The 15,907-nt window shown below is 73.0% G+C and carries 18 protein-coding genes; 11 read left to right on the top strand and 7 right to left on the bottom strand.

Annotation, left to right across the window (positions count from 1 at the left end):
• Positions 1 to 27: 27 nt before the first annotated feature.
• The gene (locus tag ACLQ25_RS23605) at positions 28 to 252 is read left to right on the top strand and encodes a hypothetical protein (protein WP_425732978.1); all 225 of its coding nucleotides are present in this window, start codon (positions 28 to 30) and stop codon (positions 250 to 252) included.
• Positions 204 to 326 carry a hypothetical protein gene (locus ACLQ25_RS23600; protein ID WP_425732977.1) on the top strand — a complete coding sequence of 41 codons (123 nt, stop codon included), beginning with the start codon at positions 204 to 206 and terminating at the stop codon, positions 324 to 326. The genes ACLQ25_RS23605 and ACLQ25_RS23600 overlap by 49 nt, the downstream gene beginning before the upstream one ends.
• 8 nt (positions 327 to 334) lie before the next feature.
• Here ACLQ25_RS23600 and ACLQ25_RS23595 read toward each other — a convergent pair whose 3' ends face one another.
• A complete protein-coding gene (locus tag ACLQ25_RS23595; RefSeq protein WP_425732976.1) occupies positions 335 to 1,294 on the bottom strand; it encodes a DMT family transporter in 960 nt (319 codons plus the stop codon).
• Positions 1,295 to 1,388: 94 nt separating this feature from the next.
• On the opposite strand from ACLQ25_RS23595, the gene ACLQ25_RS23590 reads away from it, so the two are divergent.
• Positions 1,389 to 2,102, top strand: a complete 714-nt coding sequence (locus ACLQ25_RS23590; protein ID WP_425732975.1) for an HAD family hydrolase — start codon at positions 1,389 to 1,391, stop codon at positions 2,100 to 2,102.
• Positions 2,103 to 2,107: 5 nt separating this feature from the next.
• On the opposite strand, the gene ACLQ25_RS23585 is transcribed toward ACLQ25_RS23590, so the two are convergent.
• Both ACLQ25_RS23585 and ACLQ25_RS23580 read right to left on the bottom strand, forming a co-directional pair.
• Positions 2,108 to 2,638 carry a hypothetical protein gene (locus ACLQ25_RS23585; RefSeq protein WP_425732974.1) on the bottom strand — a complete coding sequence of 177 codons (531 nt, stop codon included), beginning with the start codon at positions 2,636 to 2,638 and terminating at the stop codon, positions 2,108 to 2,110.
• A gap of 12 nt (positions 2,639 to 2,650) precedes the next feature.
• Positions 2,651 to 3,526, bottom strand: a complete 876-nt coding sequence (locus tag ACLQ25_RS23580; RefSeq protein ID WP_425732973.1) for a PhzF family phenazine biosynthesis protein — start codon at positions 3,524 to 3,526, stop codon at positions 2,651 to 2,653.
• Between the two features lie 33 nt (positions 3,527 to 3,559).
• Between ACLQ25_RS23580 and ACLQ25_RS23575 the strand changes: the two genes are divergently transcribed.
• The 3 genes from ACLQ25_RS23575 to ACLQ25_RS23565 all read left to right on the top strand — a co-directional run bounded on the left by ACLQ25_RS23575 (position 3,560) and on the right by ACLQ25_RS23565 (position 6,672).
• Complete coding sequence (locus ACLQ25_RS23575; RefSeq protein WP_425732972.1) at positions 3,560 to 4,846, top strand: magnesium transporter MgtE N-terminal domain-containing protein; 1,287 nt, start codon at positions 3,560 to 3,562, stop codon at positions 4,844 to 4,846.
• The gene (locus ACLQ25_RS23570; RefSeq protein WP_425732971.1) at positions 4,839 to 5,447 is read left to right on the top strand and encodes a DUF1003 domain-containing protein; all 609 of its coding nucleotides are present in this window, start codon (positions 4,839 to 4,841) and stop codon (positions 5,445 to 5,447) included. Before ACLQ25_RS23575 ends, ACLQ25_RS23570 begins: the two co-directional genes overlap by 8 nt.
• Positions 5,448 to 5,523: 76 nt before the next feature.
• The gene (locus ACLQ25_RS23565) at positions 5,524 to 6,672 is read left to right on the top strand and encodes an Mrp/NBP35 family ATP-binding protein (protein ID WP_425732970.1); all 1,149 of its coding nucleotides are present in this window, start codon (positions 5,524 to 5,526) and stop codon (positions 6,670 to 6,672) included.
• 75 nt (positions 6,673 to 6,747) lie between these two features.
• Here the strand turns inward: ACLQ25_RS23565 and ACLQ25_RS23560 are convergent, their stop codons facing one another.
• The gene (locus ACLQ25_RS23560) at positions 6,748 to 7,170 is read right to left on the bottom strand and encodes a preprotein translocase subunit TatB (RefSeq protein ID WP_425732969.1); all 423 of its coding nucleotides are present in this window, start codon (positions 7,168 to 7,170) and stop codon (positions 6,748 to 6,750) included.
• 76 nt (positions 7,171 to 7,246) lie between these two features.
• Positions 7,247 to 8,653: a trypsin-like peptidase domain-containing protein gene (locus tag ACLQ25_RS23555; RefSeq protein WP_425733020.1), complete on the bottom strand. Its 1,407-nt coding sequence runs from the start codon at positions 8,651 to 8,653 to the stop codon at positions 7,247 to 7,249.
• Between the two features lie 284 nt (positions 8,654 to 8,937).
• Between ACLQ25_RS23555 and ACLQ25_RS23550 the strand changes: the two genes are divergently transcribed.
• Positions 8,938 to 9,525, top strand: a complete 588-nt coding sequence (locus ACLQ25_RS23550; RefSeq protein ID WP_425732968.1) for an O-methyltransferase — start codon at positions 8,938 to 8,940, stop codon at positions 9,523 to 9,525.
• Positions 9,526 to 9,528: 3 nt separating this feature from the next.
• On the opposite strand, the gene ACLQ25_RS23545 is transcribed toward ACLQ25_RS23550, so the two are convergent.
• Together ACLQ25_RS23545 and ACLQ25_RS23540 are read right to left on the bottom strand one after the other, a co-directional pair.
• On the bottom strand, positions 9,529 to 11,004 hold the full coding sequence (locus ACLQ25_RS23545) for a leucyl aminopeptidase family protein (protein WP_425732967.1): 1,476 nt from the start codon (positions 11,002 to 11,004) through the stop codon (positions 9,529 to 9,531).
• Between the two features lie 146 nt (positions 11,005 to 11,150).
• On the bottom strand, positions 11,151 to 11,318 hold the full coding sequence (locus ACLQ25_RS23540; RefSeq protein ID WP_007455245.1) for a DUF3117 domain-containing protein: 168 nt from the start codon (positions 11,316 to 11,318) through the stop codon (positions 11,151 to 11,153).
• A 190-nt stretch (positions 11,319 to 11,508) separates the two neighbouring features.
• Between ACLQ25_RS23540 and ACLQ25_RS23535 the strand changes: the two genes are divergently transcribed.
• Genes ACLQ25_RS23535 through ACLQ25_RS23520 form a run of 4 tightly spaced genes read left to right on the top strand, consistent with a single transcriptional unit; the run spans position 11,509 to position 15,741 of the window.
• Entirely contained in the window at positions 11,509 to 12,327 is an 819-nt protein-coding gene (locus ACLQ25_RS23535) for a PaaX family transcriptional regulator C-terminal domain-containing protein (RefSeq protein ID WP_425732966.1), read from the top strand.
• Positions 12,328 to 12,331: 4 nt separating this feature from the next.
• A complete protein-coding gene (locus tag ACLQ25_RS23530) occupies positions 12,332 to 13,123 on the top strand; it encodes an enoyl-CoA hydratase-related protein (RefSeq protein ID WP_355049030.1) in 792 nt (263 codons plus the stop codon).
• A gap of 59 nt (positions 13,124 to 13,182) precedes the next feature.
• Entirely contained in the window at positions 13,183 to 14,481 is a 1,299-nt protein-coding gene (locus ACLQ25_RS23525) for a DUF1800 domain-containing protein (RefSeq protein ID WP_425732965.1), read from the top strand.
• An 18-nt stretch (positions 14,482 to 14,499) separates the two neighbouring features.
• Positions 14,500 to 15,741 (top strand): DUF1501 domain-containing protein, encoded by a 1,242-nt coding sequence (locus ACLQ25_RS23520; RefSeq protein WP_425732964.1) that lies wholly within the window; start codon positions 14,500 to 14,502, stop codon positions 15,739 to 15,741.
• The last annotated feature ends 166 nt before the right edge of the window (positions 15,742 to 15,907 follow it).

The raw sequence follows: 15,907 nt of genomic DNA, 5'->3' as shown, positions 1-15,907 counted from the left end.
GAATGGCGCGACGGCCAGGGTCGAGCCATGGAATTCGATGCGACAGCCACCGCGCGGCACGCCCTCTGGATCGGTGGTGGACAGTGGGCCGGCAAGTCCACGGTCGCCGTGAACCTGGCCCTACGACACGGCCTGACCGCGTACCTCTACGACCGACACGACGCCCGCGGCCACGACGACCGGCGGATCGCCGCGGCGACCTGGTGGCGGCGGACGCGGCGGCGCAGGCCGAACGGCTGGGCGTACGGGTGATCCGGGTCGACGGCACGCTCGACGGTGAGCAACTGACCAACGTGGTGGAGGAGCACTTCGCGGCGTACCTGTGAGAGGGTGCTCAGCTCTCCAGCGGGGCGGCGTCGGCGGGCAGCGGGGTGGGCGGCGTGGCGCGGCGGGCGACGCGGGCCCCGCCGAGCACCACCACCGCGACCCCGACCAGCAGCAACGCCATGCCCAGCAGCGCGTACGGGCGGGGAACCTGGTGTAGCCAGGCCCAACCGAGCAGGGCCGCACCGGGGGCCTCCAGCAGGATCAGCACGCTCACCGTCGTCGCTGAGATCTTGTGCAGGGCGTAGTTGAACATCGAGTGTCCGAGCAGTTGGGCGCCCGCCACCAGGGCCAGGATCGCCAGCCAGGTGCGCCCGTCGAAGCCGACCGTACGGACCCCGCCCAGCAGGCAGATCACCAGCAGGACCGCCGAGCAGATGCCGTAGCAGATGGTCGTGTAGGTGGTGGTGCTGATGCTGGCCCGGGCCCGTTCACCGAAGGCGGTGTAGACGGCCGCGAACATGCCACCGGTCACCGCCAACAGATCGCCGGCGACGGCTCGCCCGGAGATGCCCACGTCCGCGCCGGTGGCGATCACCGCGCCACCCACCGCCACCGCGATGCCGACCCACACCACCGTGGGCAGCCGCCGCCCCTGGGCGCGGGCGATCAGCCCCTGCCAGACCGGCTGGGTGGCACCCAGCGCGGTGGCCGCGGCGACCGAGGTGAGCTGCGCGCTCGGCACCCAGGTCGCGAAGTGCCCGGCGAGCGCGACCCCGGAGAGTACGCAGAACAGACCCTCGCGCCGACCGGCCCGCCCCGCCAACGCGCGGAACTCGGAGCGGCGGCGCGCCAGGGCGAACGGGCTCAACACGGCCACCGCGAGCAGGTTGCGCCAGAAGGCGATGGCCAGCGCGGGAGCGGCGGCGTACGCGATCAACGGCGCGGACGTTGACACGGCGACGACGGCCAGGGCGAGCGCGCCGGTGGTCAGCGGGTCCAGGGGTGGTCGAGGGGACACGGGAAGCAATCTTCACACGACCACGGACAGCACGGAACGTCAGCACTCAGTTACGATCACGCGCGTTCGCGCCGACGACCCTCGACCGCAAAGGCGCTCCCCCATGGCCGGCTACCAGGCGGTGCTGTTCGACTTCTTCGGCACGCTGACCCGTTCGGTGCAGCGCGGTGCCGCGCACCTCGGCACCGCCGAACTGCTCGGCTGTCCCAGCGAGACGTTGAGCGAGGTGCTGAACCGCACCTACTACGAGCGCGCCACCGGCCGACTCGGCGACGCGCAGACGACCATGCGGTGGGTCTGCGCCCAGGCGGGCGTACACCCGAGTGACAGTGCCCTGCGGGCGGCGGTGGTGTCCCGGCTTCGCGCGATCCGCGCGGACACCCGGCTGCGCGCCGACGCGGTGCCCGTGCTGGCGGCGCTGCGCGAGCGCGGCGTCCGCACCGGCGTGATCAGCGACTGTACGCACGAACTGCCGGCCTTCCTGCCGCAACTCCCGGTCGCGCCCCTGCTCGACGTGCGGGTCTTCTCCGTGCAGGTCGGACGCTGCAAGCCGGATGCCGCGCTCTACCTGACCGCCTGCCGTCGACTCGGGCTCACGCCGGACGCCTGCCTGTACGTGGGTGACGGCGGCAGCCAGGAGTTGACCGGCGCCGAACAGGCCGGCATGACCGCCGTCCGGCTGGCCGCACCCGATCTGGCCGAGCACATGGTCTTCAACGCCGACCGTCAGTGGCGCGGCACCACGCTCGGCACCCTGCGTGAGGTGCTCGACCTGGTCGACGCCAAGGTCACTGCCGCCGCTGTCGCGGCGAGTTGACCCGATCAGCGGCGACGGACCCGGTGCAGGCGGAACGGCTTGCGGGTGGCGCGGACCGCCGGGGTCTCCCGGGGCGGCTCGGTCTGCGCGTCCGACGGCAGTTCCGTGCCGGCGAGGGGCGTGCCGGCCGGGGCGAGGCGGTTCAGGGCGCAACCGTCGGCGACCCAGCGGGCCACCAGGTCGGCGGTCGGACCGGGCGCGTTCAGGCGCTTGCCCGCCACCAGCGGCGCGGCGGTGTCCCACGCCTCGGTGCCCGGTGCCAGCCGGGTCACCCGGGCCGGCCAGGTGACGATCCGCCCCCCGTGGTCACCGCGCAGGGTGACCTGCGCCTCGGCCGCGTCGGCGAGGCCCGGCGCCGCCTGCTCGCCCGGCCCGCTCACCACCAGGAGCGCGCCCTCCAACGGGGCGCACCAGAGCGCGAGCGCCGGCCCACCGGACACGCTGACCCAGGCCATGGCGGCCTTCTTCATCGCCTCGTCCACCAGCGGCGTGCCACCGGCGGCGTCCTCGTCCGTCACACCCGCATCCTCCCGCATCGACGCCGTCGCTCAGCCCACGAACGGCGGCACAGCGATCTCGCCCCGGGCCACCGGCATCACCTGGCCGGCGACGGTCGCACCGACCGCCACGCCGTTCGCCGCGGTTACCGTGCAGCCCAGCGCGGACGGGCGACCCATCTCCACGCCCTGACGGACCGAATAGTGCGACAGCCCGTCCGCCGGCAGCAGCCCGCTGGCGACCAGCCAGACGCCCAGCCCGAGGGCCGCCGAACCGGTCGCCGGGTCCTCCGGGACGCCGATTCCCGGTACGAAGACCCGAGCGTGCGCGGTTTGCGTTGCGGCGTCCCAGGAGAAGACGCTGACGTGCGCCACCCCCAACCGTTCCGCCGCCGCCGGGTTCACCCGCGCCCGGGCCACCGCGTCCGGGTGGACCGGCAGGTAGGGGAACTCCAGCCCGCAGCCGGCCACCCGGGGAGCGGGCCCGGCCGGGTCGTGGTCGTCCGCGCCCAGCCCGGCGATCTCCAGCAGCGGCTCCGGGTCCAACTCGGGGCCGAGGGTGGGAACGCCTCCGGTGAGCGTCGCCCCGGAGGACGTCACCTCGATCGGCAGCACGCCGGCCCCGCACTCCTGGGTGATCTGCCCCACACCGAACATCCCACGCCGGCTCGCGGTGACCGCCGCGCCGACGCTCGGGTGCCCGGCGAACGGCAACTCCTCGACCGGCGTGAAGATGCGGGCCCGGTAGGTGGCGCCGACCTGCGTCGGTGGCAGCACGAACACCGTCTCGGAGAGGTTGAACTCCAGCGCGAGCGCCTGCATCTGCTCGGTGGCCAGCGCCTCCGCGCCGAACACCACGGCCAGCGGATTGCCGGCGAACGGGCGGTCGGTGAAGACGTCCACGATCTCGTAGGCCAAGGTCGACATGTTGATAAACACTAGGCGCTTAGGCTGGTGCCCGTGAGTACGCCGACCCGGGTCTACATCGCCCGCCTCGCCGGAGTCGCCGTCTACGATCCGAACGGTGACCAGGTGGGCCGGGTCCGTGACGCCGTGGCACGGCTGCGGGCCACCGCCCGTCCCCCCGAGGTGGTGGGTCTGGTCGCCGAGATGCCGATGCGTCGGCGCATCTTTCTTTCCATCAACCGCATCACGTCGATCGACGCGGAGGCGGTGGTGCTCGGCTCCGGCACGCTCAACCTGCGGCGTTTCGAGAAGCGTCCGAACGAGCTGTTGGTGCTCCAGGAGCTGCTGGACCGGCGCGTACAGCTCGACCCGGGCGGCCAGCCCGGCGCGGTGGTGGACGTCGCCATGGAGTGCACCAGGGGTGGCGAGTGGTCGCTGACCCGGGTCGCGGTCCGCGAGCAGACCGGCCGGCTCAGCCGCCGCGGCCACCTGCACCAGGTCGAGTGGGACCGGGTGCGCGGCCTGAGCGGCATCGCCGACAACCGGGGTACGGCGAACCTGCTCGCCGTCCTGGAGGACATGCGCCCCGCCGACCTCGCCAACGCCCTCCAGGACCTGCCGGACGCCCGACGAAACGAGGTGGCCGCCGCGTTGAACGACGAGCGGCTGGCCGACGTGCTCAGCGAGCTGCCGGAGCACGACCAGGTGGAGATCCTCGCCGCGCTGGACCGGGAACGGGCCGCCGACGTGCTGGAGGAGATGGACCCGGACGACGCCGCCGACCTGCTCAACGAGCTGCCCCCACCGGAGCAGGACGTCCTGCTGGACCTCATGGAGCCGGATGAGGCCGACCCGGTACGCCAGCTCTTGAAGTACAAGCCGGGCACGGCGGGCAGCGTCATGACCTCGGAGCCGGTCATCCTGCCGCCGGACGCCACCGTCGCCGAGGCGCTGGCGCGGATCCGCGAGCCGCAGCTCTCCCCCGCGGTCGCCGCGCAGGTCTTCGTGACCCGGGCCCCGCAGAACACGCCGACCGGCCGCTACCTGGGCATGGTGCACTTCCAGGCGTTGCTGCGCGAACCGCCGGCCGACCTGCTGGGCAAGGTGGTGGTCAACGACATCGACCCGTTGCGTCCGACCACCCCACTGCCGGAGATCACCCGCCGCATGGCCACCTACGACCTGGTCGCCATGCCGGTGATCGACCGGAACAGCCGGCTGGTCGGGGCCGTCACGGTCGACGACGTTCTGGACCACTCGCTGCCCCGGGACTGGCGTGACCGCGACGCCGTGGGCGCGCCGGGCACCTCCGACGCGGTACTGGACGGCGACGGTGGCTGAGCAGCGGCGCACGGAGCGGCTCGACCAGCCCCGCGAGCCCCGGGGCATCACCCTCCCCCGGTTCGACGCGGAGGCGTTCGGCCGCTGGTCGGAGGGGATCGCGCGGGGCATGGGCACCGCGAACTTCATCGTCGTCATGACGGTGGTGATCGCGATCTGGTTCGGCTGGAACACCCTCGCCCCGGCCGGGTTGCGATTCGACCCGTACACCTTCACGTTCCTCACGCTGGTGCTGTCATTGCAGGCCAGCTACGCCGCGCCGCTGATCCTGCTGGCCCAGAACCGGCAGGCCGACCGGGACCGGCTGGCCCTGGAGGAGGACCGGCGGCGGGCCACGGCCCAGAAGGCGGACACCGAGTACCTGGCCCGGGAGATCGCCGCGCTGCGGATCGCGCTCGGCGAGGTGGCCACCCGGGACTTCCTCCGCTCCGAGCTGACCCGCCTGGCCGAGGAGCTGGACGAGGCGGGGCAGCGCCGGCAACGCCTGGAGCGCCGGCAGCAGGACAAGGGCGGCCAGCGGTCGACCGACGCCCCCGGGCTGGACGAGCCGCGCGACGAGTTGGACGGCGACTACGCCCGCGACGTCCGGCCCGAGCGCTGACGAAGGCCCATCGTTTGGCTCACACCACCCTCGGCCAGCGGTCGGTCGGGATGCCCCGCGACGTAGCATTGCGGGCATGTCAGCACCCGTGAGCACGGTCGAGGACGCGATCCAGGCCGCCCTGGCCACCGTCAACGACCCGGAGATCCGCCGGCCCATCACCGAGCTGGGCATGGTCCGCTCCGCCACGATCGGCGCGGACGGCGTCGTCCGGGTCGAGCTGCTGCTCACCGTCGCCGGCTGCCCGCTCAAGGACAAGCTGCGCACCGACATCACCGCTGCGGTGGCGACGGTGCCGGGCGTGGCCGGCGTGGAGATCGACTTTGGCGTGATGAGCCCCGAGCAGCGGCAGTCGCTACAGGCGCAACTGCGCGGCGGCGGCGCGAGCGAGGAGCCGGTCATCCCGTTCGCCCAGCCCGGCTCGCGCACCCGCGTGTACGCCGTGGCCAGCGGCAAGGGCGGGGTCGGCAAGTCCAGCGTGACGGTCAACCTGGCGGCGGCGCTCGCCGCCCGGGGGCTCTCCGTGGGCGTGGTGGACGCCGACATCTACGGTCACTCGGTGCCCCGCATGCTCGGCGCGGACGGCCGACCCACCCGCGTCGAAGACATGATCATGCCGCCGCAGTCGCACGGCGTGAAGGTGATCTCGATCGGCATGTTCACCTCGGGCAACGCGGCCGTGGTGTGGCGCGGCCCAATGCTGCACCGGGCGCTCCAGCAGTTCCTCGCCGACGTCTACTGGGGCGACCTGGACGTGCTCCTGCTCGACCTGCCGCCGGGCACCGGCGACGTGGCCATCTCGCTGGCCCAACTCCTGCCCAACTCGGAGATCCTGATCGTCACCACCCCGCAGACCGCCGCCGCCGAGGTGGCGGAGCGGGCCGGGGCGATCGCCCTGCAAACCCACCAGCGGGTCGTCGGCGTCATCGAGAACATGTCCTGGCTGGAACTGCCGGACGGATCCCGCATGGAGATCTTCGGGGCCGGCGGCGGCGCGGCGGTCGCCGAGTCGCTGAGCCGGACCATCGGCGCCCAGGTGCCGCTGCTGGGACAGATCCCGCTGGACACCCGGGTCCGCGAGGCCGGCGACGCCGGTAACCCGATCGTGCTGGCCGAGCCGGAGTCCCCGGCCGCGCAGGCGCTCGGCGGCGTCGCCGACCGGCTCGCGCTGCGCCGTGAGTCGCTGCTCGGCAAGCCGCTCGGCCTCAAGCCCGCCGGGCGCTGAGCCGCACCACCACGAAGAACGCCCCGCCGGCCACTCGAGGCCTGCGGGGCGTGCTCGTTCAGGTGCCGGGTCGGATCAGGTGGCGTCGTCGTAGCTGACCCGGGGCGCCGGCGCGGAGGGCGTACCGGTGGCGGTGCCGGGTCGCGTCCCGTTCGAGCGCAGGTCCGCGGCGTTGGCCACGTCCTTCAGATCGTTGTGCACACCGTTGACGTCCGCGCGCAGGTTGTCGTAGACGCCCTGTAGCGGCTTGCGGATCGCCGCCTCGTCCTCCTCGCTGAGGAGGTGCTTGCGGATGAAGGCCTTCGGGTGCAGGTCTTCGAGCTGGATGTCGGTGCCCAGCTCACGACTGAGGTCGCCGGTGGCGTTGCGGGCCATGTTCCGCAGGTTACGGACCAGCCGCAGGCCGTCGTTGATCACGGCGGGCAGTCGGTCACCGAAGATCAGCAGCGCCAGGAGCAGCAGCGCACCGATCTCCCACCAATTCAGGTTGTCGAGCATCCCGCGGGCCTCCTCTCGGCGTCAGCAGCAAGACTACGCACGTCGGGCGGCTTTCCGGCAGGGGGTGACCCGCTGTTCACTTGGCATCCGCGGCGAGGGTCACCGACGTGTTCCGTCGTGCGGTTCCCCGCCGGAACTCGACGGTCACCACCGACCCCGGCGCGAACTTGCGGACCAGGGCGATCAGGTCGGTCGGCTCGGTCATCGGCCGGCCGTCGAGCTTCAGGATCACGTCGCCCACCTTGAGCCCGGCCCCGGCCGCCGGCCCGGAGGGCTCCACGGCAGCCAGTCGTACGCCGCCGCCCGCACCCGCGCCCGGGCCGCCGACCTGGGCGCCGATGACCGTACGCCGGGCCTTTCCGGTGCCGATGATCTCCTGGGTGACCCGCTTGGCCTGGTTGATCGGGATGGCGAAGGCGAGACCGATGTTGCCGGCCTCCTGCCCCTCGGCCACCAGCGACTTGATGGTGGAGTTGACGCCCACCACCCGGCCGGCGCCGTCGACGAGCGGGCCCCCCGAGTTGCCGTGGTTGACGGCGGCGTCGGTCTGGATCGCCGCGTAGTAGCGCACCGGGCCACCCGGCTCACCGGCCTGCATCGTCCGGTCCAGGGCGCTCACGATGCCGGCGGTGACCGTGTTGGCCAGTGACAGAGGTGAGCCCACGGCGAGGACCGGGTCACCGACGGCCAGCGCGTCGGAATCCCCGAACTCCACCGGTCGCAGACCCGTCCGGTTCACCTTGATCACCGCGATGTCGGACTCCGGGTCCTGACCGACCACGGTCGCCGGAGCGGAGCTGCCGTCGTTGAAGACCACCGAGGCCTTGCCGCTGCTGCCGGCCACCACGTGGTCGTTGGTGATCACGTGCCCGTCGGCGCTGGCGATGAACCCCGAGCCCTCGCTGGTCCCGCCGAGGCTGCTGACGCGGATGGTGACCACGCTGGGCAGCACACGTTCGGCGACCCCGGCCAGCGACTCGGGCTTGCGCTGGGCCAACGCCGGTGGATCCGCGGCCGCCGCACCGAGCACCGGGCCGGCCGCGCCGCCACGCACCGCGAACGCGTAGCCCAGCGCGCCGCCGAGGGTGCCGGCCAGCAGAGCCGTGATCACCGGGATGAGCAGCAGGTGTCGCAGCGTCGGTCGGCCGGGTGCGTCCGGGTCGGTGACCGGCTCCGGCTCGGTACCGGCGGGCACCACCGAAGGCACCACGACCGCGGTGGGGGCCGCCGGGTCACGCCACGGATCGCCGAGCGCGTCGGACCACCACGGCGACGCGCCAGCGGTGGGGGGCGGCGGATCCGGGTACGACACGCTCGGCGGCTCGGCCGTGGGCGCGGTGTCGGCGGCCGAGGGCGCGGTGCCGCTCCCCGGCGTGGCCGGCGGCCCCTCCGGCGGGGCTCCTGCCCCCGGCGGGCGCGCCGGAGCCGGAGTCTCACCGTCCCGGCGCCATTCCCAGCCGTCGGTCACGTCGGTGCCTCCCAGTCCGTCCCCCGGATCCCGTGCGGCCTCGCCCGGCCACGGTTCGGCGCGGTCGAGACTGACGGAATACCGCTTCCAGGATTGCACGGATGCGCGCGGTGGAGTCAGCGGTTGCCTCCGGTGATCGCGGAGAGGACGGAGGCGCGGCTGCGCCTCGCGCCGGTCGCCTCTACGCTCACAGTGCCAACCCGCCCCCCGCACCACGCGCCGCCCGGAGGTGCCCCATCGCCACGGTCGCCGGTTCCGGCAGTTCGACGACCCAGGCTCAGCAGTTCGCCGAGTCGTACGTGACCGAGGATCTCGTGCTCCGCACCGCCCGCAGCCTGGCCCATGAGGTGGGCCTCGAGGCGGTCACACCCGGAGCGGGGGCGGCGTTGCGGCTGCTGGCCGCGGCCGGCAACGCCCGCGCGGTCGTGGAGATCGGCACCGGTACGGGCGTGAGCGGCGTCTGGCTGCTGCGCGGTATGCGTGCCGACGGTGTGCTCACCACCATCGACGTGGAGGTGGAGCACCAGCGGATCGCGCGACGGATCTTCACCGAGGCGGGCTTCGCCAGCGGCCGTACCCGCATCATCACCGGCCGCGCGTTGGACGTGCTGCCCCGACTGGCCGACGGCGCGTACGACCTCGTCTTCGTCGACGCCGAGGCCACCGGGTTCCACGCCTTCGTGGAGGCGGCGCTACGGCTGCTGCGCCCGGGCGGGGTGCTCGCGCTCAACGGGATGCTGGCCGGCGGCCGGATCGGTGACCCGGCCGCCCGGGACGCGGGGACGGTGACGGTCCGCGAGACGAGCAAGGCGTTGCGGGAGTCGGAGCACTGGATCCCCGCGCTGCTCCCGGTCGGCCACGGGGTGCTCGCCGCGGTGAAGTGCTGACCGTCAGTCGACGGCGGCCAGCCAGCGCAGCAGCGAGCGGACACCCCAGCCCGTCGCGCCCCGGCTCAACTCAGCGTGGTCGCCGTCCGCCCAGGACGGGGCGGACATGTCCAGGTGCAGCCAGCGGTCCCGCAGGTCGCCGGTGAACTCGCGGAGGTAGAGCGCCGCCGTGACCGATCCGGCGCCCTGGGTGGGCGCGCTGTAGAGGTCGGCGATCTCGCTGCCCAGGTACTCGACGTAGTCGCCGTGCAGCGGCATCCGCCAGGCCGCCTCGCCAGCCGCCTCGATCGCGTTCAGCACGTCGGCGGCCAGGTCGTCGTTCTCGCTGTAGAGGGCGGCGGTCCGCTTGCCCAGCGCCACGGCGTTGGCGCCGGTGAGGGTGGCGAGGTCGACGAGCAGGTCGGGCTTGAGCTGCCGTACCGCGTAGGCGAGCGCGTCGGCGAGGACCAGACGGCCTTCGGCGTCGGAGTTGGTCGTCTCGCTGGTCGTCCCGCCGTAGTGCCGGATGACGTCGCCCGGACGGTACGCCGAGCCGCTGACCATGTTCTCGGCGAGCGGGGCCAGGGTGGTGACGCGGACCGGCAGGCGCAACGCCGCCGCGCCCAGGGTGGCGGCGACGACCGCCGCCGCGCCGGCCATGTCCTTGCGCATCAGCTTCATGGCGGGCACCGGCTTGATCGAGATGCCGCCGGTGTCGAAGGTGATGCCCTTGCCGACCAGCACCACGTGGGTACGCGCGTTCGCGGGGTGCCAGTCTATCTCCAGCAGACGCGGGCCGCTGGCCGAGCCGCCGCCCACGGCGAGGATCCCGCCGAAGCCCTCGGCGGCCAACTCGGCCGGACCACGGACCGTCAGGCGCAGGTCCGGCAGGTCGGCGGAGGCGGCAACCGCCTGGTCGGCGAACCACTGCGGGGTCTTCACCGAGGAGGGCATGTTGGTCAGGTCGCGCGCGAGACGGGTCATCGCGGCGGTGGTCCGCGCGGTGGCGACCGTCTCCTCGTGGGCCGCCGGGTCGGTGACCAGCAGGTCGACGCCGTCGAGCGCGGGCGGCTCGTCGGCGTCGGTCAGCCGGAACCGGTACGAGGCGAGCAGCAGCCCCTCGGTCAGCCCGCGTACGGCGGCCGCAGTCACCCCGTCCGGCAGAGCGATAGTGATGTGCGTCTCATCTGATGCAGAGCGGGCCAGGGCCGCTCCGGCCGTCCGCCAGGAGGATTCCCCGCCATCGCCGATACCGAGCAGCACCAGCCGGCCGGGGTCGCGCCCGGGACGCAGCTGCGTGCTGATCTCGCCGGCCCGTCCGCTCAGTCGGGCGGCCGGCACCAGCGCGGCCGCCTCGTCGGCGGTACCGCCGGGTGGCGTCGCCGCGGTCGGCGCCAGCTCCGCCGAGACGTCACCTCCCGCCGCCGGTTCGGTGGGGCGTACGGGCAGGACGAGTACGTCGAGCCGTTCGGGCTCGGCGAGCGGACGGATGGCGAGCACGCGGAACCGCACCTCCAGGAAGTTTCACAAAGTGGATCGGGCCGGGCCCGCGCACAGATATGAAGACCCTGAGCCACCGGCGATCCCGGTGGCTCAGGGTCCAAGAAACGCTCCGACCGGCGTACGCCGTCCGGGTCGTCCCTCACTCAGCCGGCGGCTGCCTTCAACGCGTCACCGAGCGCGTTGGCCTCGTCGGGAGTCATCTCGACGACGAGCCGGCCACCGCCCTCCAGCGGGACACGCATGACGATGCCCCGACCCTCCTTGGTGACTTCCAGCGGACCGTCGCCCGTCCGCGGCTTCATCGCCGCCATGTTGTCTCCCCTCAGACCTACACCAGGGTCGGTGGGTTGCCCCACAGCCACTTCCTCACGACCACCCGCAACGCTCGCGGGGGTGTCGACAGACGATTTTCCCTGATGAACACCGCCGGACCCAAACCGGAGCAGCATTGATGTAACAGCATCTAGCTTATCTTGAGAAGGCCTGTCACAATGTGCGGTCATGCAGGCACGGTCGGCACTCTTCGACCTGTACGGCGACCATCTCCGACCGAGGGGTGGCCGCGCACCGGTCGCCGCCCTGGTCAAGCTACTGGCGCCGTTGGGAATCGCGCCGCCCGCCGTTCGCACCGCCGTGTCCCGGATGGTGCGTCAAGGCTGGCTCGACCCGCTCCGGCTGGCCTCCGGACCGGGATATTCGATCACACCAAAAGCCGCCCGACGACTCGACGAGGCGGCGGCCCGGATCTACCGGACCGGCCGGGTCACCTGGGACGGCCGGTTCGATCTGCTCGTCCTCGACGCGCCGGGCTCCCGGCGGGACCGGCAACGACTCGCCGCCACCCTCAGCTTCCTCGGCTACGGCACCCTGGACGAGCAGACCTGGGTCGCGACCCGCCCTGCCGAGGACGTCGACCTGCTGCTGGCCGAATCCGGCATCCGGTTCGAACGGTTCACCGCATCGCACTTCTCCGGCACCCCGGGCGCGATGGGCGTCGTCCGTCGCGCGTGGGACCTGGCCGAGATCGGCCGCGCGTACGAGCGGTTCGTCGCCGACCAGCGCCCGCTCCTGAGCGCGGTCACCGTGCGCAGCAGCGACGAGGAGGCGTACGCGGTCCGGTTCCGGCTCGTGCACGCGTGGCGTACCTTCCTGTTCCGGGACCCGCAGCTGCCCCCGGCGCTGCTGCCCGAACGCTGGCCCGGCACCGCCGCGGCCAGCTTCTTCGACCGGCACGCGGCCCGCCTGCGTCCAGCCGCCGACCGGTACGTCGAGCAGTGCCTCGACGCCGGCAACCGCATCGTTCGACAGAAGGGTCGTTAGACACGTGACCGAGCCGTTGCTCGTCGACCGGACCGACGCCGTCGTCACCCTCACGCTGAACCGGCCGCAGGCGATGAACGCGTTCGACGTCGCGCTGAAGGAGGCGCTGCGGGACACGCTGGCGGAGCTGGAGACCGACCGGTCCTGCCGGGCGGTCGTGCTGGCCGGCGCGGGCGGGTCGTTCAGCGCCGGGCAGGACCTGCGCGAGCACACCTCGACGCTCGAGAACGGCTCGACCGACCCGCTGGGCACCGTCCGGGTGCACTACAACCCGATCGCCGCCCGGCTGGCCAACCTGCCCAAGCCGGTGGTGGCCGCCGTACGCGGGATGGCCGCCGGGGCGGGCGCGTCGCTGGCCTTCCTGGCCGACATCCGCATCGGCGGGCCGAGCACCAGCTTCCTGATGGCCTTCGCCAAGGTCGGGCTGGCGGCCGACACCGGCGCCTCCTGGACGCTGCCCCGGCTGGTCGGCCACGCCAAGGCGGTCGAGCTGCTGATGCTTGCCGAACCCGTCCGCGCCGAGGAGGCCTGCCGGCTCGGGCTGCTCACCCGGCTGATGGACGACGACGAGCAGGTGCTGCCGGCCGCGCAGGAACTGGCCGCCCGACTCGCCGCCGGCCCCACCGTCGCGTACGGGGCGATCAAGCGGCAGCTCTCGATCGCCGACGCCGGCACCCTCGCCGACGCGCTCTCGGCCGAGGCCCAGGCCCAGGCGATCTGCGGCGCAACGGCCGACCACAAGGCGGCCACCCTCGCCTTCGTCGCCAAGCAGAAACCGGTCTTCGAGGGACACTGAACGCGATTCGCACCCCGCCCTTACCGTCCTCGTACGCGGGCCGCCTAGCGTCGGCTTCCATGAGCGATCGTGAAGCGGTGGCGCACCTGCTGCGCCGGGCCACCTTCGGGCCGACCGCCGACGAGGTGGACGCGGCCGAGCGGGCCCGGCCGGCGGCGACCCTGGACAACCTGCTCGCCCCGGGGCGAGCCGACCGGGGCGCGGCGGCCACGCCACCGCCGGCCCTGGCCGCCGACCCGTACGCCGCGCTGACCAAGGAGTCCACCCGCGAGCAGCGGCAGAAGGCCAACGCCCAGCGCAAGGAGCAGCTTGCGCAGGTGACCCTGTGGTGGCTGGACCGGATGGTCGCCGCCGAGGACGGGCTCACCGAGAAACTGCTCTTCTTCTGGCACGGGCACTGGGCGACGAGCGCCCAGAAGGTCAAGTCGGCGCGGATGATGCAGGGCCAGTTGGAGACGCTGCGCCGGCACGGGCGCGGGCCGTTGGCCCCCCTGGTCGCCGCGATGGTGCGCGACCCGGCGCTGATCATCTGGCTGGACGGGCAGAAGAACACCCGTAAGGCGCCGAACGAGAACCTGGCGCGCGAGCTGATGGAGTTGTTCACCCTCGGCATCGGCGGCTACACCGAGGCCGACGTGAAGGCCGGCGCGCGGGCGTTGACCGGCTGGACGGTCGACCGCCGTACCGGGGTGGCCCGCTTCGAGGCCAAACGACACGACCCCGGCGAGAAGACGATCCTCGGACAGAACGGCCGGTTCGACGCCGAGGCGTACGCCGGACTGCTGGCCGCCCAGCCGGCGGCGGCGACGTTCGTGGCCCGGCGGCTCTGGTTCCGCTACGCCGGCACGGACGTCCCGACGCCGGACGGCCTGGCGGGCGCGGACACCGTCGCCACCCTGCGGAGGCTGTTCTCGTCACCGGCCTTCGCCCAGACCCGCGGCACGCTGGTGAAGCAGCCCGTGGAGTGGATGGTCGGCGCGCTGCGACAGCTCGGCATCCGCCCCAAGGAACTGCCCGAGCAGCAGCGCAAGCAACTGCTGAGCGGGTTGAACGCGCTGGACCAGGTGCCGCTGCGACCGCCCAGCGTGGGTGGTTGGCCGGCCGGCCCCGCCTGGCTGACCACCTCGTCGTTGCAGGCCCGGCTCCGGCTGGCCGGAATGCTCGCCACTGCGGCCAGCCCCGCGATGCTGGACCGGCTGACCGCCGCGCCCACCGCCGGACGGGCCGACGCCCTGGCCCGACTGCTGGTCGTCGACGGATGGAGCGCCCGTACCCGGGCCGCCCTCACCCCGTTGGCCGGCGAACCTCGAAAACTACTGGCAGCCGGCCTGGTCAGCCCCGAGTACACCGTCAGCTAAGCGGAAGGAGTCGAGAAGATGGACACCCTGACCCGACGCAGGTTCCTGCTCACCAGCGGGGTGGTCGGCGCGGGCGCGTTGGCCGCCGGCGCGGGCGCGTACAGCCTGCGGGACCTGCTGGACACCGCCGGAGACCGCGACCCGCAGTCACAGACCCTGGTGCTGGTGACCCTCTACGGCGGCAACGACGGCCTGAACACCGTCATCCCGTACGGCGACCCGGCCTACCGGGCGGCCCGCCCCGAGCTGGCGTACCCCGACAGCGAGGTGCGTCGCCTCGACGACGACTTCGCCCTCAACCCGGCGCTGGAGGGCCTGCACAAGCGCTGGTCCACCGGTGGACTCGCGATCGTGCGCGGGATCGGCTACCCGAAGCCGGACCGCAGCCACTTCCGGTCGATGGACATCTGGCACACCGCGCAACCGGACCGGCCCGGCACCACCGGCTGGCTCGGCCGCTGGCTCGACCAGGCGGGCGGCGACCCCCGACTGGCGGTCTCCTTCGAGCCGGCGCTGCCGCCGCTGCTCGCCGGGGAGCGCAGCGCGGGCGCAGCCGTCCCGGTGACCGACCGCAAGGCCACCAAGGGACTGTCGGCGGACACGCTGAAGGCGTTCTCCGCCGCCGAGGCGGGCGAGTCGCCGGCCCGCGCCCGGGCCGCCGCCTGCTTCGCCGACATGCGCTCGGTGGACGAGATGATCCGCGAGGTCCGCGACTCCGCCGACCCGGACACGACGGAGCCGGACGGCGACCAGGCGCCGGCCACCGCCACCGGTGGGGCCCGTACGCCCCTGGACGCGCAGCTCGACCTGGTCGCACAGTGTGTGGAGGCCGGGGTGTCCACCCGGGCCTTCTCGGTCTCGCTCGGCGGCTTCGACACGCACGCCGACGAGAAGCAGTTGCAGGCCGTGCTGCTGGGCCAGCTCGACCGGGCGTTGACCCGGTTCGCCGACCGGATGAGCCGCACCGAGGCGGGCCGCAAGGTGGTGGTGGCCGTCTACTCCGAGTTCGGCCGCCGGGTCCGGGCCAACGCCTCCGACGGCACCGACCACGGCACCGCGTCCGACATGCTGCTGCTCGGCGCGGGAGTGCGCGGCGGCTGGCACGGGGACGCGCCCAGCCTCACCGACCTCGACGACGGGGACCTCAAGTACACGACCGACTTCCGGGACGTCTACGCCACGCTCCTGGAACGGGTGCTCGGCACCGACCCGGGCCCGGTGCTCGCCGACTGGCGCGGACGCCTCGACAAGCTCTTCTAGCTTGATTTTTAACCTGCCGGGCGGTGGCATCGACCCCGGCTGATTATGGGGACAGCCCTTGATCGATCATTCCTCTTGTCTAGGGAAGAAGATCGCAAACCAAGGGCTGTCTGGTGATCAGTGTGCACGATGTCGGGTCGACTGATGGGGTCGGGCGGCTGGCCGT

The sequence above is a fragment of the Micromonospora sp. DT44 genome (assembly GCF_049841635.1).
GTDB lineage: Bacteria > Actinomycetota > Actinomycetes > Mycobacteriales > Micromonosporaceae > Micromonospora.
The sequence above is the reverse complement of the archived record's forward strand: the minus strand, read 5'-3'. Positions and strand labels throughout refer to the sequence as shown.